22 protein-coding genes and 1 tRNA gene are annotated in these 21,616 nt (G+C 68.5%); 10 read left to right on the forward strand and 13 right to left on the reverse strand.

Features of this window, described 5'->3' with window-relative positions:
* Nucleotides 1–29 precede the first annotated feature (29 nt).
* The 8 genes from V6U86_RS14615 to V6U86_RS14650 form a co-directional block, all read right to left on the reverse strand.
* Nucleotides 30–1,283, reverse strand: coding sequence for an iron-containing alcohol dehydrogenase (locus V6U86_RS14615; protein ID WP_334503260.1), 1,254 nt, complete (start codon nt 1,281–1,283; stop codon nt 30–32).
* A gap of 177 nt (nt 1,284–1,460) precedes the next feature.
* Entirely contained in the window at nt 1,461–2,921 is a 1,461-nt protein-coding gene (locus tag V6U86_RS14620; protein ID WP_334503262.1) for an NAD-dependent succinate-semialdehyde dehydrogenase, read from the reverse strand.
* 77 nt (nt 2,922–2,998) lie between these two features.
* Complete coding sequence (locus V6U86_RS14625) at nt 2,999–3,163, reverse strand: hypothetical protein (RefSeq protein WP_334503265.1); 165 nt, start codon at nt 3,161–3,163, stop codon at nt 2,999–3,001.
* Between the two features lie 34 nt (nt 3,164–3,197).
* Entirely contained in the window at nt 3,198–4,274 is a 1,077-nt protein-coding gene (locus V6U86_RS14630) for an ABC transporter ATP-binding protein (RefSeq protein ID WP_334503267.1), read from the reverse strand.
* The gene (locus tag V6U86_RS14635) at nt 4,274–5,341 is read right to left on the reverse strand and encodes an ABC transporter ATP-binding protein (RefSeq protein WP_334503270.1); all 1,068 of its coding nucleotides are present in this window, start codon (nt 5,339–5,341) and stop codon (nt 4,274–4,276) included. The genes V6U86_RS14630 and V6U86_RS14635 overlap by 1 nt, the downstream gene beginning before the upstream one ends.
* Nucleotides 5,341–6,252, reverse strand: coding sequence for a carbohydrate ABC transporter permease (locus V6U86_RS14640; protein WP_334503272.1), 912 nt, complete (start codon nt 6,250–6,252; stop codon nt 5,341–5,343). Before V6U86_RS14640 ends, V6U86_RS14635 begins: the two co-directional genes overlap by 1 nt.
* The gene (locus V6U86_RS14645; RefSeq protein ID WP_334503275.1) at nt 6,252–7,118 is read right to left on the reverse strand and encodes a carbohydrate ABC transporter permease; all 867 of its coding nucleotides are present in this window, start codon (nt 7,116–7,118) and stop codon (nt 6,252–6,254) included. Before V6U86_RS14645 ends, V6U86_RS14640 begins: the two co-directional genes overlap by 1 nt.
* A gap of 80 nt (nt 7,119–7,198) precedes the next feature.
* A complete protein-coding gene (locus V6U86_RS14650) occupies nt 7,199–8,584 on the reverse strand; it encodes an extracellular solute-binding protein (RefSeq protein WP_334503277.1) in 1,386 nt (461 codons plus the stop codon).
* A gap of 322 nt (nt 8,585–8,906) precedes the next feature.
* Here V6U86_RS14650 and V6U86_RS14655 point away from each other — a divergent pair, with 322 nt between their 5' ends.
* From V6U86_RS14655 to V6U86_RS14665, 3 genes are all read left to right on the forward strand, one after another.
* A complete protein-coding gene (locus tag V6U86_RS14655) occupies nt 8,907–9,650 on the forward strand; it encodes a GntR family transcriptional regulator (RefSeq protein ID WP_334503279.1) in 744 nt (247 codons plus the stop codon).
* Nucleotides 9,651–9,748: 98 nt separating this feature from the next.
* A complete protein-coding gene (locus V6U86_RS14660; RefSeq protein WP_334503281.1) occupies nt 9,749–10,318 on the forward strand; it encodes a DJ-1/PfpI family protein in 570 nt (189 codons plus the stop codon).
* Between the two features lie 97 nt (nt 10,319–10,415).
* On the forward strand, nt 10,416–11,159 hold the full coding sequence (locus tag V6U86_RS14665) for an alpha/beta fold hydrolase (protein ID WP_334503390.1): 744 nt from the start codon (nt 10,416–10,418) through the stop codon (nt 11,157–11,159).
* Nucleotides 11,160–11,198: 39 nt separating this feature from the next.
* Here the strand turns inward: V6U86_RS14665 and V6U86_RS14670 are convergent, their stop codons facing one another.
* Nucleotides 11,199–12,104 carry an oxidoreductase gene (locus V6U86_RS14670; protein ID WP_334503284.1) on the reverse strand — a complete coding sequence of 302 codons (906 nt, stop codon included), beginning with the start codon at nt 12,102–12,104 and terminating at the stop codon, nt 11,199–11,201.
* 131 nt (nt 12,105–12,235) lie between these two features.
* Here V6U86_RS14670 and V6U86_RS14675 point away from each other — a divergent pair, with 131 nt between their 5' ends.
* The 3 genes from V6U86_RS14675 (at nt 12,236) to V6U86_RS14685 (ending at nt 13,939) form a co-directional block, all read left to right on the forward strand.
* Complete coding sequence (locus tag V6U86_RS14675) at nt 12,236–13,120, forward strand: helix-turn-helix transcriptional regulator (RefSeq protein ID WP_334503286.1); 885 nt, start codon at nt 12,236–12,238, stop codon at nt 13,118–13,120.
* Between the two features lie 40 nt (nt 13,121–13,160).
* Nucleotides 13,161–13,736, forward strand: a complete 576-nt coding sequence (locus V6U86_RS14680) for a dienelactone hydrolase family protein (protein WP_442934939.1) — start codon at nt 13,161–13,163, stop codon at nt 13,734–13,736.
* Nucleotides 13,737–13,813: 77 nt separating this feature from the next.
* Entirely contained in the window at nt 13,814–13,939 is a 126-nt protein-coding gene (locus tag V6U86_RS14685; RefSeq protein WP_334503291.1) for a hypothetical protein, read from the forward strand.
* 114 nt (nt 13,940–14,053) lie between these two features.
* Here the strand turns inward: V6U86_RS14685 and V6U86_RS14690 are convergent, their stop codons facing one another.
* From V6U86_RS14690 to V6U86_RS14700, 3 genes are all read right to left on the reverse strand, one after another.
* Complete coding sequence (locus V6U86_RS14690; RefSeq protein ID WP_334503293.1) at nt 14,054–14,833, reverse strand: SDR family NAD(P)-dependent oxidoreductase; 780 nt, start codon at nt 14,831–14,833, stop codon at nt 14,054–14,056.
* Nucleotides 14,834–14,845: 12 nt separating this feature from the next.
* Complete coding sequence (locus V6U86_RS14695; protein ID WP_334503296.1) at nt 14,846–15,292, reverse strand: hypothetical protein; 447 nt, start codon at nt 15,290–15,292, stop codon at nt 14,846–14,848.
* Nucleotides 15,293–15,409: 117 nt separating this feature from the next.
* Complete coding sequence (locus tag V6U86_RS14700; protein WP_334503298.1) at nt 15,410–16,174, reverse strand: alpha/beta fold hydrolase; 765 nt, start codon at nt 16,172–16,174, stop codon at nt 15,410–15,412.
* A gap of 159 nt (nt 16,175–16,333) precedes the next feature.
* On the opposite strand from V6U86_RS14700, the gene V6U86_RS14705 reads away from it, so the two are divergent.
* The 4 genes from V6U86_RS14705 to V6U86_RS14720 all read left to right on the forward strand — a co-directional run bounded on the left by V6U86_RS14705 (nt 16,334) and on the right by V6U86_RS14720 (nt 20,967).
* Complete coding sequence (locus V6U86_RS14705; RefSeq protein WP_334503301.1) at nt 16,334–17,275, forward strand: helix-turn-helix domain-containing protein; 942 nt, start codon at nt 16,334–16,336, stop codon at nt 17,273–17,275.
* A gap of 44 nt (nt 17,276–17,319) precedes the next feature.
* Nucleotides 17,320–17,451: transfer RNA gene (locus V6U86_RS14710), tRNA-OTHER, on the forward strand.
* Nucleotides 17,452–17,503: 52 nt separating this feature from the next.
* Nucleotides 17,504–19,663 carry a hypothetical protein gene (locus V6U86_RS14715; RefSeq protein ID WP_334503304.1) on the forward strand — a complete coding sequence of 720 codons (2,160 nt, stop codon included), beginning with the start codon at nt 17,504–17,506 and terminating at the stop codon, nt 19,661–19,663.
* Between the two features lie 530 nt (nt 19,664–20,193).
* Nucleotides 20,194–20,967, forward strand: a complete 774-nt coding sequence (locus V6U86_RS14720; protein ID WP_334503306.1) for a hypothetical protein — start codon at nt 20,194–20,196, stop codon at nt 20,965–20,967.
* A 16-nt stretch (nt 20,968–20,983) separates the two neighbouring features.
* Here the strand turns inward: V6U86_RS14720 and V6U86_RS14725 are convergent, their stop codons facing one another.
* Complete coding sequence (locus V6U86_RS14725) at nt 20,984–21,565, reverse strand: dihydrofolate reductase family protein (protein WP_334503309.1); 582 nt, start codon at nt 21,563–21,565, stop codon at nt 20,984–20,986.
* Nucleotides 21,566–21,616 lie beyond the last annotated feature (51 nt).

Consider the following 21,616-nt stretch of genomic DNA (forward strand, 5'->3'; position numbering starts at 1 on the left):
CCGAGCATTCCGACACCGGGAACCCGTTGTCATGTGAAAGGCCGGTCACCATCTCTGCTCGGAGTCAGGACGTGTCGGGTTCGGTCCCCGGCCCAGGCCGCTTCGAGGATCGCGGTCAGGCTGGCGGTGTCGGTCGGGCCTGGATGGTTCTGGATCAGGCGGGTGACGCCACTGGCCATCTCCGCGAAGCGCGGGAGGTCGGCGCGTGCCACCCCGATGTCCGCCAGGGTGGGAGGGATGCCGATGTCGGCGAGGAGCTCGTCGAGCCAGGTGAGGAACGTGTCTGCGGCCTCGGCATCCGAGGCGTCGGTCACGTCGAGCCCGCACACCCGGGCGAGGATGGCCAACCGGTCGCCGATGGCATCCCTGGCCGCGTCCAACGCGTAGGGCAGTAGCAGCCCGACGCCCAGGCCGTGCGGCGTGTGCGTGGCCGCGCCAATGGGGTACTGGAGGGCGTGCGGGGCCGCGTTGCCCGCGTGGGAGAAGGCGAGCCCGGCGAGCATGGACCCATAGGACATGTCCGCCCGCGCTTCCGTGTCGCCTCCGTCCCGGACGGCACGACGCAAGCTACGGGCGATCCGCTCCGCGGCCAGGAGCGCGTAGTGGTCGGTGATCGGGTTGCGGCCGAGGAAGACCTGCTCCACCGGGTCGCGGGGTCCGTGGGCCCGGGGTCGCGCGGTGTAGCTCTCCACCGCGTGGCAGAACGCGTCGATGCCGGAGTGGGCGGTGACGGTCGCGGGGCAGGTGTAGGTGAGTTCGGGGTCGACGATGGCGAAGTCGGGCACGATGTGGACGCTGGAAACCCCCACCTTCAGCTCGCGGTCCGGATCGGTCAACACCGAGACGGGTGTGAGCTCGGAGCCGGTGCCTGACGTCGTCGGGACCGCGACGAGAGGAATCGTCGGCCCCGGCACCTTCGACTCGCCGTAGAAGTCGCGCGGCGTGCCACCGTGGCGCCGGATGACGCCGACGATTTTGGCGAGGTCGATCACCGTGCCGCCCCCGATGGCGAGGATCACGTCGGCGTCCACCTTGGCGGCGGCCGCGACGGCCACTGCGACATCGGCGAGTGGCACGTCTGGGGTCGCGTCGGAGAACACCTCGACGACCTCGACCTTCTCGCGCACGGCGGCCACGATCTCGGCCACGCCCGGCTGCCCCAGAAGAACCCGGTCGGTGACGATGAGGACCCGCGAGCCACTCTCGGCCACCACTCGTGGGATGTTCTGCGCGACCCCCTCGCCCACTATCAGCTGGCGTGGTCCGCGGACGGTCTCAAGCATGTCGGTGCCTCTCCGGAACGTCGGCGGCGATGTGCTGGGCGGACGTCCAGGTCACCTGCGGGACCGGGACGGCTTCGGCAAGGTTGGCCATCCGGGTGGCGCGGGCGCGCGCGCCGGTCAGGTCGTGTGTGCACGGGGCTCGGTGATCCTCGACGGGCGCCCGGAGCAGCAGGCCGGTCACGGTAGGTCGATCGCCGCGTAGGTGAGGTCGAGGTACTCGAGGATGCCCTCGTGCGACCCCTCCTTGCCGATCCCGGACTGCTTCACGCCTCCGAACGGAGCTGACGGGTCCGATATCAGGCCACGGTTGATGCCGAGCATCCCGGTGTCCAGCCCTTCGGCGAACCGGAGCGCCCGCTGGAGGTCACGGGTGAAGACGTACCCGACCAGGCCGTACTCGGTGTCGTTGGCCTTCGTCATCACCTCGTCGTCGGACGTGAACGAGATGATCGGCGCGACCGGGCCGAAGATCTCCTCCTTCAGCATCCGCGCATCGTCGGGCACGTCGACCAGGACGGTGGGCGGGTAGAAGTGGCCCGGCCCATCCGGACGTTCGCCGCCCACCAGGACCCGGGCGCCGCGATCGACCGCGTCGGCGACGAGCTCGTCGATCTTGGCGACCGAGGCCTCGTCGATCAACGCCCCGACGGTCACGCCGTCGTCGAGACCGTGGCCCATCGACAGCGCGCCCATCCGCTCGGCGAAACGCGCCGTGAACTCCTCGCGCACCGGCTCCTCGACGTAGATCCGGTTGGCCGCGATGCAGGACTCCCCGATGTTGCGCATCTTGGCCACCATGGCGCCGTCGACGGCGACGTCCAGATCGGCGTCCGCACACACGATCAGGGCCGCGTTGCCGCCCAGTTCCATCGAGGTACGCAGCACGTTGTCCGCGGCCTGTCGCAGCAGCACGCGCCCGACCTCGGTCGAGCCGGTGAACGAGAGTTTGCGGGTCCGAGCGTCGGCCAGCAGCGCGGAGACCACCGCGCCGGAACGCTTGGTGGTCACCACGTTGACGACCCCCGGGGGTACGCCGACCTCCTCCATGATGCGAGCCAGCAACAGCATGGTGAGTGGCGTCTGGCCGGCTGGCTTGGTGATCGTCGTGCAGCCCGCCGCCAGGGCGGGGGCGATCTTGCGGGCGCCCATGGCCAACGGGAAGTTCCAGGGCGTCACGAAGACGCACGGCCCGACCGGCTTCGGCACGGTGAGGATGCGATATCCACCTGCGGGAGCGGTGTTGTACCGCCCCTCGACGCGCACCGCCTCCTCGGCGAACCAACGGAAGAACTCGGCGCCGTAGGCCACCTCTGCCCGAGCCTCGGCGAGCGGCTTGCCCATCTCAAGCGTGATCAACCGGGCGACATCCTCAGACCGCTCGGTCAGCGCCCGGTACGTCGCGGTCAGCAACTCTGACCGTTTCCGTGGCGGGGTCGCCGCCCACTCCGCCATTGCCTTGCTCGCCGAGTCCAGAGCGGCGAGCCCGTCAACGACGCCGGCGTCCGCCACCTCGGCGATGGTCTTGCCGGTGGCCGGGTCCTCGACGGCAAAGGTTGCTCCGCTCGCGGCGTCGCGCCAGGCGTCGCCGATCCGGAGCCGCCGGTGCTCGGCGGCAAGGACGTTCATCGGGTCGCTCATTGCGTCGCCTCCTGTGATCTTCTCTGGTGATGTCCGCCGTGGCCTCAGCGATCGCGCTGTGCGCGTGGACGGCCGGGTCACACGCCCTCGTCGGGGGCGAGGTTGCCGAGCGGGTCGAAGTGTGACCCTGGCCGGTCCGGAGGGCGACGCGCCGGGCCACCGATCGCCCCCTCGGGCCACGGCCGTCGCAGCGTCGTCCGGCCGTGCTCACCGGTGACGGTCCGCCGAGGCTCGATTGCCACCTGGGGGCGCATGGCGCGTCGCCGCCCGGCCCGGTTACCGCCCAGCCTCGGACAGCGACAGCCCGGTGCCCGCATCGAACAGGTGCGCGCGGTCCAGGTCGACAGCGACACGCAGCCGCTCGCCCGGCGTACCGGTGACGGTGGGTCGTGCCTTGACCTTGAGGATCTCCGTCCCCACTCGGACGTCGACCACCGTTCGGTCACCGAGTGGCTCAAGCCCGTAGAGCTCCCCGGACAACGACGCGTCCCCACGCTGCTCGACGGACAGGTCCTCCGCGCGTAGGCCCAGCAGCAGCGCACGACCGTCCTCAGCCGTGGTCCAGCGGGGCCGCGGCAGCGTCCAGCCTTCCGCACCGACCAGACGATCTCCCTCGGCGCGGCAGGCGAGCAGGCTGATCGGCGGGCTCCCGACGAACCCGGCGACCCACTGGTTGGCTGGCCGCTCGTACACCTCGGTCGGCGTTCCGACCTGTTGCACCTTCCCCTCCTTGAGAACCGCGACCTGATCGGCCATGGAGAGGGCCTCGACCTGGTCGTTGGTCACGTAGACGAAGGTTGCTCCGAGGCTCCGGTGGATGCGGGTGAGCTCGGTGCGCATCTCGACGCGGAGCTTGAGGTCGAGGTTCGTCAGCGGCTCGTCCATGAGGAACGCGCGTGGACTACGGACCAGCGCCCGGGCCAGGGCGACACGCTGCATCTCACCGCCCGACAACTGCGTGGGACGACGCTGCAGCAGACGTTCGATGTGTAGCAGTTCCGACATCTTCTCGACGGCAGCGGCGATCTCGCTCGAAGAACAGCGGCGTGCCCGCAGCGGCGACGCGATGTTCTCGTACGCCGTGTGTCGCGGGTAGAGGGCGTAGCTCTGGAAGACCATGGCCAGGTCGCGTTCGGCCGGGGCGTCGCGGGTCGCGTCCCTCCCGTCCAGATGCACCGACCCGCCGTCGAGCTTCTCAAGGCCGGCTATCGCTCGCAGGGTCGTCGTCTTGCCTGCCCCGGAGGGCCCGAGTACGACGAAGAACGAGCCGTCCGGCACGTCCAGCGTCACCCCGTCCAGGGCCTGGACTTTTCCGAAGGACTTGCACAGCCCGTGCACTGCCACGGTTCCCATCAGGCCACCAGCTCTTCCGTGCTCACGTCGTAGACCGCCGGGGTCCCGCCGGTGTGCCGCAGCCCGACCTTCGCGTCAGCGGCGAAACGAACAGTCGGTGGCATCCGGACCCGGACGTCACGTTGGCCGCCGTGGTCGACCACGTAGATGATTTCGTCGCCCAACCACTCCACCGAGACCACCCGGGCCGGGATCGTGCCTTCCGCCCCCGGTGCGGTGACCTCCAGCGCCTCCGGCCGGACGCCGGCGACCAGGCGACGATCGCGCGGCAGGCCCGGCGGTGGCGTGAGAACCAGTCCGCCCTGACCGTGCAGTTGCCCGTCGGCGATCTCCACCTCGATCAGGTTCATCGGCGGGGAGCCGATGAACGCGGCGCAGAAGAGACTCGCCGGACGGTCGTAGACCTCCAGCGGTGTGCCGATCTGCTCGACGCGGCCCTTGTTGAGGATGGCGATCCGGTGACCGAGCGACATCGCCTCGACCTGGTCATGGGTGACGTAGACCATCGTCGCCCCCAGCTCTCCCTGCAGGTGCTTGATCTCCGTGCGCATGTCCGCCCGCAGCTCCGCGTCCAGATTGGTGAGCGGTTCGTCCATGAGGAACGCGCGCGGTCGCCGCACCAGGGCGCGAGCCAGCGCGACCCGTTGCTGCTCCCCGCCGGACAGCTGGCGCGGTCGCCGGTTCAGGAGCGGTCCGAGCCGCATCAGCCGCGCGGCCTCCTCGACCCGCGCGCTCACCTCCTGTTTGGGCAGTCCCTCGGCCCGCAGAGGGAACGCCAGGTTGTCGCGGGTTCGCAGATGCGGGTAGAGAGCGTAGAACTGGAACACCATGGCGATGTCGCGCTCAGCGGGCCGCAGGTCGTTGACCAGCGTGTCGCCGATGCGGATGTCGCCCGACGTCTGCCTCTCCAGGCCGGCGATGGCGCGCAGCGTCGTCGTCTTGCCGCAACCCGAAGGGCCGAGCATCACGAACAGCTCGCCGTGGCCGATGGACAGGTCGACGTGTTCGACCGCGACCGTTCCGTCGGGGTAGCGCTTGTGCAGCGCGGTCACCTCGATGCCCGCCATCAGCGTCGCACCGCCCCGAGCGTCACACCGGCGATGAGGTGCTTGCGCACCAGGTAGGCGAAGACGAGCACCGGTAGGGCGAACACCACGGAGGAGGCGGCCACGAGGCCCCAGTCGGTGGTGGTACCGCCGATCAGGCCGGCGATGGCCGGGGGAGCCGTCCGCACGCTGTCGCTTGAGGTGAGGAAGGTGGCGAACACGAACTCGTTCCACGAGAAGATGAGGGCGAAGACCGCTGTCGCGGCGATGCCGGGCACAAGCAGCGGCAGGGTGTATCGCCAGAACGCCTGCAGACGGGTGTACCCGTCGAGCATGGCGGCGTCCTCGTACTCGGCGGGCACCTCGTCGACGAACCCCTTCATCATCCAGATCGTGAACGGGACGTTGAACGCGGTGTAGATGAGGATCAGGCCGAGCTTGTTGTCGTAGAGGCCGATCTGGCGGTACATGAGGAAGATCGGGATCACGACCACCACGGGCGGCATGAAGCGGGTGGACAGGATGAAGAACAGTTGGTCCTTCTTGGCCTTCACGGCGAAGCGTGAGTAGGCCCAGGCCGCCGGGACCCCCAGCACGGTGGCCAGCACCGTCGAAGCTCCGGCGACCACCACCGAGTTGAGGAAGTTGACGGACACGGGCGTGCGGCCGTCGCCCTGAGCGACGAACACGTCCTTGTAATGCTGCAGAGTGACGGCGAAGTCGAAGAACTTGGCTGGGATGGCGTAGACGTCCCGGTTCTCCTTGATCGACGTCTCGAGCATCCACAGCACCGGAAAGAGCATCACCACGGCCAGTACGGTCAGCAGCGCGATCTCCACCACGGAGCGGCCCCGACCGCCGAGGCGGCGCGCGGGGGGCCCGTGGTCCGGGGCCTGACCGGTGGACACGGCCTCGTCAACCGAGACGGCCATCAGTCCTCCTTGAGCTTGTTCAGGTAGCGCAGGTAGAACTGCGTGAGGACGATGACGACGAGGACCATGAGAATCCCGTACGCCGAAGCGGTTCCGGAGTTGAAGCCCAGGAACGCGACCTTGTAGATGTGGAACGACAACGTCTCGGTGGAGACACCCGGACCTCCGCTGGTCAGGATGTAGACGAGGTCGAACAGCCGGAACGCCTCGATGGCCCGGAACATCACGGCGATGAGGAGCAGCGGCCACACCAGCGGAAGCGTGATGGTGCGGAACCGGAACCACTCGGAGGCCCGGTCGATCGAGGCGGCCTCGTAGAGGTATTTGGGCACCGCGGTGAGGCCCGCGAGCGCGATGAGCATGATGAACGGCGTCCACTGCCAGGTGTCGACGACGATCAGGGAGACCAGTGCCGTCCGCTGCCGGGTGAGCCACTCCACCTGCCCCAGGCCGACCGAGCCGAGCATGCTGTTGACCACGCCGAACTGCGCGTCGAGCATGAATCGCCAGAACAAGCCGACCACGACCGGCGACAGCATCATCGGGACCAGGAACAGAGTGGTCAGCATTCCTCGCCCGCGCGTGCGCCGGGAGATCAGGTAGGCGATGCCGAAACCGAGCACTGTCTGCAGGCCGACCGCGCCGACCACGTAGACCAACGTCGTCAGGGCCCTCGTGTGCACCTGCGCCGACGTCAGGATGGCGGTGTAGTTGCCGAACCCGACGAAGTTGGCAGGCCCCCCGCGGGTGGCCGAGTAGTCGGTGAAGGACAGGTACAACGCCCACAGCAGCGGGAACACCGACATGCCGAGCAACAGCAGCATCGCGGGGGAGATGAAGGTGACGGCGAGCCAGCGGTCGCTCAACCGGCGGGACCGGCCCCGCGCAGGTGGCGTCGCGGACGCCACCTGCCCGGGGTGTTCGGTCGTCAGAGGGACGGCGTCACTCACAGTCCGCCGCCGCCCTTGCGGTTGCTGGAGTCGAGTACGTTCTGCTGCTCCTTGGCGATGTCGTCGAGCGCGTCCTTCGGCTTCTTCGCGCCGTTGAGCGCCGCGTTCACGTTGGTGTTCTCGATGTCGACGAGGCGCGCGTACTCGGGCACGTTCCACATGTCCCGCATCCGTGGCACCGAGTCGGCGTACACCTTGTTGAACGGCCCGGCATTGAGGAACTCGGGTGACGCCAGGGCGTCCGTACGCGCCGGCACGCCACCGGCCGCGGCCCACTTCTTCTGGACGTCAGCCTGCTCGAACCACTTCATGAAGTTCAGGGCCTCAGCCTGGTTCGCCTTCGAGGAGTAGGCCGAGATGTGCATCCCCATACCGCCGAGCGGGACCAGGTTCGTCTTCTGGCTCGGCAGGGTGGCGAAGCCCAGCTTGTCGAGAATCTGCTCCCGGCTGGTGCCGAGCGTCGACTGCTTCGGATCGAGCAGGCCGCCGCTCGCGGCGATCCAGTTGAACGCGATGCAGGCCTTGCCCTGAGCGACCGCCGCGTTCACCTCGTCGATGAACCAGTTGCCGGAGCCCTTGGCGGTCAGCGGCTTCATCTTGTTGACCAGGACGTCCATCGCCTCCTGGCCCGCAGCGTCGTTGAGGACGCCGTCGATCTTGCGCGTCTTGGGGTCCCAGAGGTTGCCGCCGTAGACGCCGTTGACCGTGTTGTAGGTGACGGCCGCGGCGTCGGAGCCGTTGGCCTGGTGGAAGGCCAGCCCGCTGACACCGGGGTTGTCCGCCTGGCACTTCTCGGCGGTTGAGATCATCTCGTCCCAGGTCTGCGGTGGCTTCTCGCCGATGAGATCCTTGCGGTAGATCATCGTCCAGGTGTCGCCGAGCAGCGGCAGTCCGTACAGGCTGGCGTTCTCGTCGCGCTTGCCGGTCTCCGCCTGGGGGAACTGGCCGTACGCCGCCAGGAGGTACGGGTTGTAGGCGTTGACGTCGATGTTCTCTTTGACGAAGTCGGTGAGGTCGAGGATGTTGCCGTTCGTCACGGCCTCGCCGATGTGTTGCGAGTCCAGGATCGCGATGTCGAAGTCGGTCTTGCGCGCGGCGAACTGGGTGAACATCGCGTCGTGCCAGTTGGCGTTCGGCACGGTGTTGACCTTGATGGTGGCGTTCGGCCGTTCCTTCTTGTACTCCGCGTTCGCGAAGGCTTCCAGTGCTTGGGCGGGGGGCCAGTCGAACCAGATGAAGCTGAGGGTCAGCGGGTCCTTGGTGAGCTCCGGGACGGCCGCCGGTGCCTTGGGGGCGCCCGCTTTCGCGTCGTCCTTCTTGCCATCGCCGCACGCCACCGCGGTCGTGGCCACCAGCAGCATGGCCGCCGTCGCCAGCTGCACCTTCCGACCGGTAACGGACTTTCGTTCTGTTCGCCTCTGATATCGCATCTTTTGCCTGCCTTCTGGTGGTGGGGACTTCTAGCGCCTCGCTATGTGCTTCGCCGAGCAGTTGCTGGGTTGTTCCGGCGTGTCGCCGCTCTGTCGCGGGGGCCGAACCGCGGACCGGCGTCACGACGTGCGATGGCGGGCGGCTCCGCGATGGTGCAGGATGACGGGCGTCCGGCACTTTTCCTATACGATCTGGTGGGGGCGTCAGCATGCCGCAGCGTTGTGACTGATGTCAACAGGTTCCCGAACACGCAAGAAAGGACCTCGCGTCACAATGGACGACGAAGAGATGAACGCGCGGAGCCGTAGGACCCTGGCGGGTGGAATGTCGCCGGCAAGATCTGGCGGCCGGCTTGCCGACGAGGTGTACGACACGCTGCTCGGACAGCTGATGTCGCTACGGATTGAGCCTGGCTCCCGCGTCACGATCGACGTCCTGGCGCGAGAGCTGGGGGTCTCGCAGACGCCGATCCGAGACGCTCTGAACCGCATGGAGGCCGAGGGCCTGGTCGTGCGTGTGCCCCATGCTGGCTACCGCATTCCCCCGCAGATCAACCGGCACCGATTCGAGGACATGCTCGAGGTCCGCCTGCTCCTCGAGCCGGCGGCAGCCCGCAGATCCGCCGAGCGCGCATCCACAGAGCAGGTGGCGGGCCTGCGACGAATGCTGGAGGAGATGGCGGAGCTGGAGGGGGGCAGCGGGCCCACCGCCTACGGCGCCTTCGGGCTACGCGACGCCGCTTTTCACGATCTCGTCGCCCTGAGCGCGGAGAACCAGGTCATCCGTGAGGCGCTCGCTCGCCTGCACAGCCACGTGCACCTCTTCCGGCTGCACCACGACACCCAGGTCACTCACTTGGCCATGGCCGAGCACGAGGACGTTGTGGCCGCGATCGCCGCGCGTGACCCCGACGCTGCCGCCTACGCGATGCGTCGACACATCCTGCGGTCGGGCGAGCGTTTCCGCCGATTGTTCGACGAGGTCAAGGATGCGGACGGAATGGCGGTAGAGGCTTGACGGGTGGGCTGGGCCGAGGAATGCTAGCGCAATCGGATCGGATTGGATCTACCTCACCACCTCACCACCTCACCACCCCCAGATGCGAGGAGAAGCAGGTGCCCAGAGCGCTGCTGCTGACCGGCGACGCCGCCGAGGAACTCGACACCATGTATCCCTACTACCGCGTGCAGGAGGGCGGCTGGGACGTTGACGTCTCGTCACGGACGATGCGTGACGTCCAACTGGTCATCCACGAATTCGACCCCAACTCCGACGCCTATGTGGAGAAGAACGGCCGGAAGCTGCCGGTCGACGTTCCCTGGGCCGAGGTCGACGTGGAGCGCTACGACGCCCTCATCATCCCCGGGGGCCGTGCCCCCGAGTGGATCCGCGTCGACGCTGACGTTCGGCGCATCACCGAGCACTTCTTCGCCCGCAACCTCCCCATCGCGCTGGTGTGCCACGGCGCGCAGGTGCCAGCGGTCTACGGGCTGCTGAAGGGTCGGAAGACGGCGTGTTTCCCCCCCATCACCGGTGACATGGAAAACGCGGGCGCGACCGTCATCGACGCTCCCGACGTCGTGGACGGCAACCTCGTCTCCTGCCGGGGGTGGCCCGACATGCCGCAGTTCGGCAGGGCGATGATGGAGCTCTTCTCGAAGTCCGTCGACTCCGCATCGGCGTGAGCACACCTGGCCCGCCCCGGTGACGACACTTCGGACCATCACAGTCGATGGCTCCCCGGTCCACGTCCTGGAAAGCGGGAGCGGGCCCGCGGTGTTGATGCTGCACGGCTCCGGACCCGGCACGACCGGGTCCGGCGCCTGGGCATCGACGGCGCAGGCGCTGGGCGCGTCCTGGCACCTGGTGGCCCCTGACCAGGCGGGGTTCGGCCGCACACCCGTCCCGGCGGGCTTCCGGAGTGGGCTCCGGCTGTGGACGGAGCAGGCCGCCAGCCTGATGGATGCTCTCGGTTTCGAGCACTACGCCGTGGTGGGTCACTCCATGGGCGGTGCCGTGGCGCTTTCGTTGGCGGCCGCGCGCCCCCAGCAGGTCACCCATGTCGTGGCGGTCTCCACGATGGGCGCCCCCGGGGCGCCGCTGTCCGCCGACCTCGACGCGCTCTGGGCCGCCCCCGCCGGTCCGCTCGGGGCACGAGACATGCTGAGCCGCCTCGTCCTCGACCAGGCGCTCGTGACCGATCAGGCTGTCGAAGCCCGTGCGGTCGCGATGCGAGCGGGGGCGGCTGCATTCGCGTCGTTGTTCCCTCCCCCCAGGGCGCGATGGGTCGAGGACCTCACCCTCTCGGCGCAGACGCTGGCAGCGATCCGCGCGCCCGTGCTGCTCGTGCACGGCGCCCAGGACCGCGTCACCCCGCTCGGGACGGCAGCCCAACCCCTCCTCGAACATCTGGCCGATGTCCGTCTGCACGTGTTCGGCCGATGCGGGCACGTGCCGGCGATCGAGCACCCGCACGAGTTCCGGCAACTGCTGTCGTGCTTCCTCAGCCAGGGCCGAGGTCACTGATCGCCCGCACCGCACGTCAGCTGACCCCGTTGCGGTAGGTCAGAGGTAGCTGACGCCGGTCAGCTCCTCCGCCACCGCCCACAGCCGCTTGCCGACGGCCGGATCGGCGGCCTCCCGGCTGAGGCGGGCCTCGGTGACCCTGCCCCGCGTCTCCCAGAGCACGGACGGGCCGAAGAACTGGCCGCCCCGCACACCGGGCTCGGTCGCGGCACGCAACTGCGGCAGCGCGCCCTGCTCCACCGGCTGGGTTGCCAACAGCCCGACCCACGCGATCAGCCGCCCGAACCGGCCACGGTGCTCCCAGGCACGCGGAGTCAGGTTGGTGCGAGTGAGACCGGGGTGGGCCAGCGCGCTGACGATCGGCGATCCGGCGGCGCGCAGGCGGCGGTCCAGTTCAACGCCGAATATCGTGGTGGCGAGTTTGGACCGGCCGTAGGCGGCGGACGCCCGGTAGTCACGTTCGAACATCAGGTCATCAAAGTCCAGGTGCGCGTTCTTGTGGGTGATCGAGCTGAGACTGACCACGCGGGCTTCCCGCGCCGCGGTCAGGTTGTCGAGCAGCAGCCCGGTCAGCACGAAGTGGCCCAGCATGTTCGTGGCGAGCTGCAGCTCGAATCCGTCGGCGGAGGTGCGGCGCGGGCCAAGCAGCACCACGCCGGCGTTGTTCACCAGCAGGTCGATCGCCGGGTGGTCGCCGGCCAGCTTCGCCGCGAAGGCCCGCACGGAGGCGAGGGAGGCCAGGTCCAGCTCGCGCACCTCGACGTCGCCGCCAATCCGGCGGGCTGCCTTTTCACCGGCGGGGGTGTCGCGAACGGCGAGCACGACGTGGGCGCCGCGGTTGGCCAGTTGCGCGGCCGTGACCAGGCCGAGGCCTGAGTTCGCGCCGGTCACGACGGCGACCCGACCGCGCTGGTCGGGGATGCGGTCGGCGGTCCATCCGGTCATCTGCTGCTCCTGACGGTGTCGGTGCGCTGGCGCACTGACGGTAGGAGCGCTCCGGCCCGGTTCGGTCGTTCCCGGTTGCCTAGGTCTGCGGGACCTACCTTCGGCGGTCCGGGCCGCTGCACACTTGCGGCATGAACAGCCTCCATCCGTACGCTCGTGAGCTCGGCGACTTCCTCCGCGCTCGGCGCAGCCGGCGGCGTCCACACGACGTCGGCCTGGAGCCGGGCGGCCGACGCAAGGTCACCGGGCTGCGGCGCGAGGAACTGGCCCTGCTGGCCGGGCTGAGCACTGACTACTACCAGCGGATCGAGCAGGGCCGGGAGGTACGCCCGTCCGACGACGTCTTGGACGCGCTCGCCGGCGCGCTCGGCCTCGACGACAAGGAACGCCAGCACCTGTTCACACTGGCCCACGCCGCCCGCCGGTCAACGCCCGCCCGGGTGAACCGCGATCCGGAGCGGGTGCCGGAGGGCACGCAGCGCCTGCTGCGGGTGATGGACACCCCTGCGGTCGTACTCGGCCGACATCTCGATCTGCTCGACTGGAACCCGATGGCGCAGGCGCTGCTCGGTGACCCGGACGCCTACCCGACCGACCGGCTCAACATGCTCCTGCTGCTGTTCGACGACACGCTGACCGGCGAGCGGAGCTGCCCGGACTGGGAGCGGCAGGCGCTGGACTACATCGGCATGATGCGCGCCGCCGTCGCCACCGACCCCACCCACCCACGCGCCACCGCGATCGTCGGCGAGCTGACCATCCGCAGTGCCCAGTTCCGGCGGCTATGGGCCCAACACGACGTACGCGACTCGGTCAGCGGCACCAAGACCTTCCGGGTTCCCGAGGTAGGCGACATCGTCCTGGACTGGGACACCTACCCCCTGCCGGGAAATCCCGGCCCCGTCATGCTCGTCTTCACCGCCGAGCCGGGTAGCGCCCACGCGGACCGGCTGCAGCTCCTGGCGTCACTGCACGCGACCCGCTCGGCACTCGCCAGCCCACCCGCAGTGTCGTAGCATGCCCGTACACGAGGGCAGCCCAAGATCAGGGGATCGCATGGCTGAGGTGCTGTTGTTCCACCACGCGCTGGGCCAGACTTCAGGATTCCTCGCGTTCGCCGACGACCTGCGCCGTGCTGGGCACACCGTGCACACCCCGGACCTGTACGACGGCCGCACTTTCCACACCCTGGACGAGGGCATCGCCTACGCCGAGGAACTCGGCTTTGGCAACATCATCGAACGCGGCACGCGGGTGGCCGACGATCTGCCCAGCGATCTGATCTACGCCGGCTTCTCTCTGGGCGTGCTTCCGGCGCAGAAGCTGGCGCAGACCCGTCCCGGAGCACGGGGGGCATTGCTGTTCTACTCCTGCGTGCCGGTGTCGGAGTTCGGCTCGTCATGGCCGGCCGACGTCCCAGTGCAGATCCATGGCATGGACGCCGACCCGATCTTCATGGACGAGGGCGACGTGGACGCCGCCCGCGAAATCGTCGCGTCCGCCCCGCAGGCGGAACTGTTCCTGTATCCGGGAGACCAGCACTACTTCGCCGATTCCAGCTTGCCCTCCTACGACCCCCAAGCCACGGCCCTGCTCAACAAGAGGGTGCTCGACTTCGTCGCCAGTCGCTAAATTTCCGTTGCCTGGCGGGATTTCTTGATGTCCCGCTTCGGTTGTCGGGCTCCGCAGCCGACTGAATACGAACCGTCGTGCTGCTGACCCTGCTTACCGGTGGACTACTCGCCGTGGTGTACCTGGTCCTGCTGCTCGTGCTCCCCGTCGTCCCGACGGTCACCGACTATGAGCGCCAACGGGACGCACCGCGATACACCTGAACCGGAACGCACGGCGAAGAGGGACGCCCGGCACCGCCAGGGAATGATCGGTTGATAGCAGTGCCGCCGGCGACGGCCCTGGCGGGCAGCCAGCGTACGACCGGCTGGCACGCGTCAGTAGTGGATCGGCCCCTTCACGCCACCGCTGGCGATCACCGCGTCGCCGTTGATCGCGACGCTCAGCGGGCTTGCGAGAAAGGCGACCACCGCCGCGACCTCCTCGGGCTCCACCAGTCGGCCAATCGAGACCGACGCGGCCATCTGCTCCTCGGCGTCTTTTCTGGTGATTCCCCGTGCTGCCGCCAGCCGGTCGGCCACGCCCAGCATCGTCTCCGTACGGGTGCCGCCGGGGTGAACCACCGTGACGTTGATCCCGCTGGCGCCGAGTTCGTCGGCCAGGTTCTTGGTCATCGCGGCAACAGCGACGTTGCGGATCGAGCCGGTGACCGAGCCGCTCTGACGCGCCGCCACGCCACCGATGTTGATGATGCGTCCCCAGCCACGTTGTGCCATCGCCGGGGCGAACGCACGGGCGCAACGCAGGTAGCCGCGGACCTTGATGTTGATCTCGGCTTCCAGGTTGTCGTCCGGGATCGCTCCGGGGTTGGTCGTGGCCGCATTGTTCACCAGGATGTCCACCCCACCGAGAGCGTGAACCGCATCTGCGGCCATGGCGGCCACCGACGCGTCGTCACCGGTGTCCGCGGCGATCCCGATGACACGGGCCCCGGTTTCGGCGCTCAGCTGGGCCGCGCGATCCCTGACCTGCTGGGCGTCTCTGGCGACGAGGGCGACAGCAGCGCCTTCGGCCGCGAGGGCACGGGCCACGGCGAGTCCGATGCCTCGGCTTCCGCCGGTGACCACCGCACGCCGTCCGGTCAACCGCAGGTCCATGTGCTCTCCTGTTCAGCGAATGTTGCGGGCCTCGACGGCCCTGACCGTGTCGGCAAGCGCCTTCGCCAGGACACCCTTGGCGACGGTGCCGAGCAGGAACCCGACTACCCGACCCTTGCCATTCTTGCCCTCCCGCACGACGAGGGCGTCCACATCCGTCGTTCCGTCGGCGTTGCGCCTGATGGTGTACGTGTGTCCCGAGGCACCGCCCCAGAGGTTCGACGCGACCGTCTTCATGATCACCCGATGGGGGTCGGACCAGTCGTACCGCAGCCGCTCCCAGGCGCTGCTGGTGCCCTCGGTGACATCAGCGAACGTCGGACCTTGCTCATGCACCGTCAGGAACTCATCTGAGGTGGCACCGAACACCAGCGATCGGCCTGGACCGAAATCTGTCAATGCGGCGAGGAACTCCTCGGGCGTTGCGGTGGTGGTCTGGTGGAGGCGAATAGTTGCCATGATGTGCTCCTTGTGGCTCGTTGGTCAGCTGCTGGCAGCGACCTTTGTTGGCTTGCCGGTCCACCCGCATGAAAGCCCTGGCCCGGTGCTCCGGGCGGGACGTGGCCGCGATCGGCCTCAACGGCCGAGGAAATCCAACAGGACAACCACCGTTTGTCGGGGGTCTTCGAAGATCGACGCGTGCCCGCCTGCGATCTCGACAAGACGCGCCTGGGGGATTCCGTTGGCGATTTCCTGAGAGTGGGCCGGCGGAACGAACCGATCTCCAGCCGCCGATACCACGAGGGTGGGCATCCGAATCTTGGCGAGGTCGGCGCGGACGTCCATCCGTAGCCCGAAGTCGATCTGCGCGGCGCTGCCCGGCCCGGGGCTGGCTGTCATTGTCGCGGTTACCTGTTGCAGCTGTTCCTCGGGTAGCGCGGCGAGGAATTCGTCGGAGAACGACAGCAGGACGAGCAGTTTGCCGAGGTTCTCGTCCTGCCGATCGACCATCCCGGCCCACAGTTCCAGGCTCATTCGCAAGGTGGGACGCGGCTGGGCAAATCCGACGATCGTGGCCAGTCGGGAGACCCGCTCGGGGTGCCGGGCGGCTACCTTGATCGCGACGGGTGCGCCGAGGGATGCGCCGGCCAGTGCGAACGTCCCCAGCCCGGCGTCCTGCGCGACCGCGACGATCTGGTCCGCGACGGTGTCCACGTCCAGCGGCCCGGCGGGTAAGGGGCTGTCCCCGGAACCCGGCAGATTCGGAAGAATCACCGTGTATCGGGCCGCGAGATCGTCGAGTACGGTTCCCCAACTGCCGAGCCCGGTGCTGCTGGTGCCGTGGACAAGTACCAGGCCAGGGCCTGTCCCGCGGACGTCATAGGAGAGCTTTTCGGTCACCCGAGCACCGTACGGACGTGGTCACGGCCAGGAGTACGACGATTCGTGCTGCCATGACGTCCCTTTCTGCACGAGTCAGGAACGGGTCGTACGGGTCGAAGGAGGCAGGGCTGCGGCGCTGACCGGGGTGGTGAACAGCCACTGGGTAGCCTGGGGTCGGTGTTCACGCATGAGTTGCGCTCCGCAGACGACCTGGAGCAGGCGGCCGGTCAGAGTTGGATGCCGGTGGTCGCCGAGCGCAGGCCCGACTTCCAGGGGCACCTTTCCCTGCAGGCGCTCGGCGGGGCCGTGTCGCTCTCCGAGGCCCGCATGACACCGTTGCGCACGTTTCGGACTGAGCGCATGGCCAGGAGAACGGGTCGGGACGACCTGCTGCTCTTCTGCGTACACCTGGCCGGTGCTGGCCACCTCAACCAACGCGGGCGGATCGCCGAGCTGGGTGCGGGATCCGGGGTGCTCTACGAAGCGCGCGGTGCGTGGGATTTGACCGTCGCGACGAACGTGCACAGCCTTCTGCTGCAGTTTCCGCGTGATGTGCTGCCCCTGCGTGCGGTCGAGCTGAACGACGGCCTGGCACGACGCATGGATCCGGGCTCACCGGCCATGCGGCTGTTGTCGGGGTACGTCACTCAGCTGTTCCACCTCGCCGACGGTCTTACCGATGAGCAGCGACACGACGCTGGTCTGGCCGGCATCGACATGCTGACGATGGCCCTGCGCGGCAGGACACCCACGGTGCCGGGGGACCAGAGTGCCGGTGCGGTGCTCCTGGGCGTGATGCGTACCCACATCCGCGAGCACCTCTCTGATCCGCGGCTCACCGTCAGCGAACTGGCACGCAGGCATCATGTTTCGGTCCGCCACACCCACGTGTTGTTCGGCCGCATCGGGGTCACACCGGCGGCGTACATCAGGGAGCAGCGGCTGCTGGCGGCACGGACGTTGTTGTCCGATCCGCGGCATCCTGTGCGGTCGGTGTCGGACATCGGGGCGGCCGTTGGGCTGGGCGAGTTGAGGACGTTCGAGCGAGCATTCCAGCGGCAGTTCGGGACGACGCCGGCGCGCTGGCGTCGGGAGCAGCGGGCGAGCCTCGCCAACTAAACGGGATGGCGACGTCGGCCCGGTCGGTGCGATGATCGACTCCTGGGTCGCTAGCTCAACTGGCTAGAGCATTCGACTGAGTAGCGCGTCCGCTGTCCGCTTGCGCGGTGATGGGTGCGCTTCCTTCTCCTAGTTGGATCGAAGGGTTCGGGGTTCGAGTCCCCGGCGGCCCACCATGCCGCGGCTGCGTGGCGGCAACAGCCGGAGTTGACCGGAACGAGGAACGACGTGCTCGAGAAGCTGATCATCCAGAAGAGCCTGCGCGTGCCGGCCAGCACAGGCGCCGCCGGCGACGGCACGTCGGTGGCCCGGCAACTGGATGCGGCCCTGCTCGATGTCGGGTTCTCGGCGTCACAGGCTCTGCTCGAACACATCGGCACCCTGGCCCCCGCGCCGGCGATGGACCTGGCCGCCACGGTCGTTTCGGCGGTACGCGAGCTGGTGGGCGATCACGTCCAGCACAACGCCTACTTCATCGGGTTCCCGCACGATGTGCCGGACACCGTCGAGTTCTGGACGGACCGGCTTCGGGCGGCCGTACTCACCGGTGGGGGCACGGGCACTGACGAGCAGCTGCGACACGCCGTCACCTCGGGTGGGGTGAACCTGCTCGACCTGCCGGGTTACGGGACCTACCAGCACACCTACGCAGAACTGTTGGCCGCGCATGACGAGCTCGTCACCGCTGCCGGCGACCGGGTGACCCTGCTGCGTCTCGGCGACACCGCCGACGTGGAGGCGGCGCGGCTCTATGTGGCCCTGGCGAGTAGCTCGACGCCACTCGGTGAGGCAGACCTCGCCATCCTCAGCGAGCTCGCGGTCGCCTGCGTCGACGGGGTGCAGCCGGCCGAGATCCCGGTACGGGAGAACCGTGCCGTGCTCAACGGGATCCGGCTCGTCCTCGGTCGGGCCCTGGTCGGCGTGGACACGACGACCGACGTGCTGCGCGTCGCCTGCCAGGCATCCGGCGGGGATGCCGCACTCGTGACGCCCACGCGATTCCGCGCCTTCCGGCGCCCGGAGCGGCGGGTGCTGCTTGCCGCCCTGAACAACGTCGTCGGTGCGAGTCCGGACAAGCTCGGTGACGTCGTGCGCTACGCGGAGCGGTGGAAGCGGCTGGGGGAGCGGTTGCACCCGCACGAGTACGACCAGTGGCCGCACGCGCAGGAGGTCTTCGCGGTCGCGCGTGGCGAGCGGCGGGTACACAACCTCGCCGGCCGGGCTGAGGCGGCGATCCGTGCCGGCGCCATCGGCCCGGCCGCATCGGTACTGTCGGCGGCGCCGGGCCTGCTCCTGCGATCGGCGGACCGGTTGCTGCGGCTGGCGTCGGCATCTGAGCGGACCGCTGTCGTCGACGCAGTCACCGGTGCGCTCGGCTCGGCCTCAGGTCGAGTGCTGCTCTCGCTGCGGGAGCATGTCGACAACCGGCTGACGCCCGCGTCGGCCCGGATGTACGCGAGCCGCTCACGCAACGCTTGGATCGGCCCCGACCGGCGGCCACCGCTGCCGGCGGAGCTGGTGGCCGAGCTGTCGTCACTGCTCGACGCCGAGATCAGCGTTCGGCTGCCGAAGCAGGATCGGCCGCTGCTGGTGGACCCGGAGGTGCTCGACGTCGCCCTGCCGCTGTCCGGCAAGGCGGCAGAGGGCGGCTTCGCGGTCCTGCCACGGGGCTCGCGCGCACCACTGTCGGGTGACCTGGTGCGGTTCTTCATGTACTGGCGCCAAACCAGTCGCCGTACCGATTACGACCTGTCGGTACTGCTGCTCGATGAGGAGTTCCACGGTGCGGGCCAGGTGTCGTGGACGAACTTCCACCACAACGGCGTGGTGCACTCCGGCGACATCACCGACGCGGCGAACGGCGCGACCGAGTTCATCGACATGCCCATGACGACCGGTGGGCACTATGTCGTTCCGCAGGTCCACATCTACGCGGGTGAGTCGTTCGACGAGGTCGCCGAGTCGATGTTCGGCTACCAGACCCGCACACAGGACCAGCTCGGTGCCCCCTTCGACGCGCGGACGGTCCGGGCGCGGTCGCACCTGCGCGGTCAGGGGCGGATCGCGCTGCCGATGGTGTTTGCCAGGAGCGAGAGCGGCTGGCAGGCCGTGTGGCTGCACCTGTACCTGCGGGGAACGCCGTCATTCAACCGGGTGGAGGACAACACGTTCACCACGGCCGACCGCGTACGAGCACTGATGCAGCGGCGCTACCTCACCGTCGCCTACCTTGTGCATCGGTGGCGCGCAGAAGCCGAGGTGATGATGTGGGACGGTCGGCTCCCGGATGAGCCGGTCACGTTCATCGGCATCCAGGCGCCCGAGGGTCTGCCGGACGGGTCGGAGGCATATACATTGGATCGGCTCAGTGAGCTGATCCCTGGGTAGGTTCGCGACAGCCGAGGCCATGCAGGCGCTTCCTTCTATTTCCGTTCAACTCGGGAGCCTCCGCGCCAGCGGAGGATGTGGTTATTCCAGCCCCTGCGCTTCCCTCGGCTCTCGCGATGAGGCCACCGGGTTCCGGTGGCCTCATCGCGAGGAACCACGTCAGTGATGACTTTCGATGTTGTCCTGGCGGTCGCAGGTGTGCTGGAATGGCGAGCATCGCTGCAGCGCGGGGGCAACCGCGCTGGGAACGGTCAGCGCGGGAGCCTCGCAGTGCCGGCTGAGCGCCGCCTCGGCGGACGCGCGCCGCACCGCTGAACCATCTGCGCGTACGACGGGCAGGTGCCGCCGTACGTGTCCCGGCCACGCGTTCCCACGACACCGAGACGGTCGACCTCCGACACACCGGAGGCGTCCGATGCGCACGTCGGCGCACCTGCGCTGGCGACGAGGTGAGCAGCGATCGCGATGTCCGAAAGCACTGATCCGGCCCCTGCCCGCACGGTAGAGGCCCAACGCCATGAAGGATGACCATGCGCCGTTCCCTCGCGGTGATCACCGCCGCCCTGATCCTCGGCACCACAGTCGGTAGCGTCCCGGCCGGCGCGTCGGGTGCCTCCCACGGTTCGTGCACACGTGGCCTGCTCTTCTGTGAAGACTTCGAGCGACTGCCTCTCGGAGGACCCAGCACGTTGAGTTGGGGCGTCGACACCCGCAACGGCACCCTCACCGTCGAACGTGCCCGCCGTGGCAAGCAGGTGCTGCACATCCACACAGTCGACAACGGCCGGGCCTTCCTGCGCGTCGACGACTTCGCCGCGCCGGGTAACCGCTTCTACGGCCGGATGCGTCTGCGCGTCGATGCCTTCCCCACCGCACCGGACTGGGCGCACTTCACGCTGGTGGAAGCCACCGGCACCGGCAGCACCGAGGTCGTCCGTCCAATCGGTGGCCAGTACGCGCCCACGGTCCCCGGAACGTTCTGGGGGGTCGGCGCCGACGGCGGTCCGACCGGAGACTGGACCAACTGGCGGGAGTCCGCCCCGGTCGTCGAGGACACCTGGCAGTGCTTCGAGTGGAAGATCGACGCGGCGGACAATCGCGTCGCGGTGTGGATCGACGGCGTGGCGAACCCGGAGCTGACCGCCTCCACGAGTGACCACGGTGGCAACGATGTTCCCTTCGTCCTGCCGACGGTCGACACAGTCAAGATCGGCTGGCAGCTTTACCAGGGCGGCACGACACCGGGCGCGTTTGACCTCTGGATCGACGACATCGCCCTTTCGAGCAAGCGGCTCGGCTGCTGACCTGAGGGCTCCACGGTCATCGGCGCACCCGATAGCGCAGGTGAAGCACCTGGTTGCCCTGAATCACCACGTCAGGACCCTCCAGCAGGTGCTGCGCGTGGACCGACCCGAAGTAACGCTTGCCGGACCCCAACACGACGGGTACGACGTCCATGCGCACCTCGTCGATCAGGCCCGCGGCGAGCACCTGGCCACCGACGTCGCCGGCGGCGACCTCGACCATGCGCTCACCCGCGAGCTCCTGCGCCTTGGCCACGGCCGCCTCGACGCCGTCGACGAAGTGAAACGGCGCCTCGGGGTGCCAACCCTCGGGCCTGCCCCGGCGGGTCACGACGACGACGTGGTCGATCCCGCCCGGAGGCTTCCCGTCCCAGCCGTCCGTCATGTCGAAGACGTGGCGGCCGACGATTGTCACCCCGATCTGATCCCAGTACGGCCGGGTGTAGTCGTAGGAGGTCTGCGACACCTTCAGCATGCCGCTTTCGTCCAACGGGACGTCACCGCTGGACAACCAGTCGAACAGCGGCCCGGGTTGGTCATTCTCGTCCGCGACGAAGCCGTCCACCGACACCGAGCTGTACATGACCACCGTGCCCACGGGGCTCTCCTCTGCCTTGGGAATGCCCCCAAATTAGCGTGTCGTGAGCTG

Origin of the sequence: Micromonospora sp. CPCC 205558, from assembly GCF_036902955.1 — a bacterium.
Taxonomy (GTDB): domain Bacteria; phylum Actinomycetota; class Actinomycetes; order Mycobacteriales; family Micromonosporaceae; genus Micromonospora.

Excerpts from the sequence above, each read along its gene's own strand:
- V6U86_RS14615 (WP_334503260.1), bottom strand. The coding sequence starts at position 1,283 with ATGCTTGAGACCGTCCGCGGACCACGCCAGCTGATAGTGGGCGAGGGG.
- V6U86_RS14620 (WP_334503262.1), bottom strand. The coding sequence starts at position 2,921 with ATGAGCGACCCGATGAACGTCCTTGCCGCCGAGCACCGGCGGCTCCGG.
- V6U86_RS14630 (WP_334503267.1), bottom strand. The coding sequence starts at position 4,274 with ATGGGAACCGTGGCAGTGCACGGGCTGTGCAAGTCCTTCGGAAAAGTC.
- V6U86_RS14635 (WP_334503270.1), bottom strand. The coding sequence starts at position 5,341 with ATGGCGGGCATCGAGGTGACCGCGCTGCACAAGCGCTACCCCGACGGA.
- V6U86_RS14640 (WP_334503272.1), bottom strand. The coding sequence starts at position 6,252 with ATGGCCGTCTCGGTTGACGAGGCCGTGTCCACCGGTCAGGCCCCGGAC.
- V6U86_RS14655 (WP_334503279.1), top strand. The coding sequence starts at position 8,907 with ATGGACGACGAAGAGATGAACGCGCGGAGCCGTAGGACCCTGGCGGGT.
- V6U86_RS14665 (WP_334503390.1), top strand. The coding sequence starts at position 10,416 with ATGCTGCACGGCTCCGGACCCGGCACGACCGGGTCCGGCGCCTGGGCA.
- V6U86_RS14670 (WP_334503284.1), bottom strand. The coding sequence starts at position 12,104 with ATGACCGGATGGACCGCCGACCGCATCCCCGACCAGCGCGGTCGGGTC.
- V6U86_RS14675 (WP_334503286.1), top strand. The coding sequence starts at position 12,236 with ATGAACAGCCTCCATCCGTACGCTCGTGAGCTCGGCGACTTCCTCCGC.
- V6U86_RS14680 (WP_442934939.1), top strand. The coding sequence starts at position 13,161 with ATGGCTGAGGTGCTGTTGTTCCACCACGCGCTGGGCCAGACTTCAGGA.
- V6U86_RS14690 (WP_334503293.1), bottom strand. The coding sequence starts at position 14,833 with ATGGACCTGCGGTTGACCGGACGGCGTGCGGTGGTCACCGGCGGAAGC.
- V6U86_RS14695 (WP_334503296.1), bottom strand. The coding sequence starts at position 15,292 with ATGGCAACTATTCGCCTCCACCAGACCACCACCGCAACGCCCGAGGAG.
- V6U86_RS14720 (WP_334503306.1), top strand. The coding sequence starts at position 20,194 with ATGCGCCGTTCCCTCGCGGTGATCACCGCCGCCCTGATCCTCGGCACC.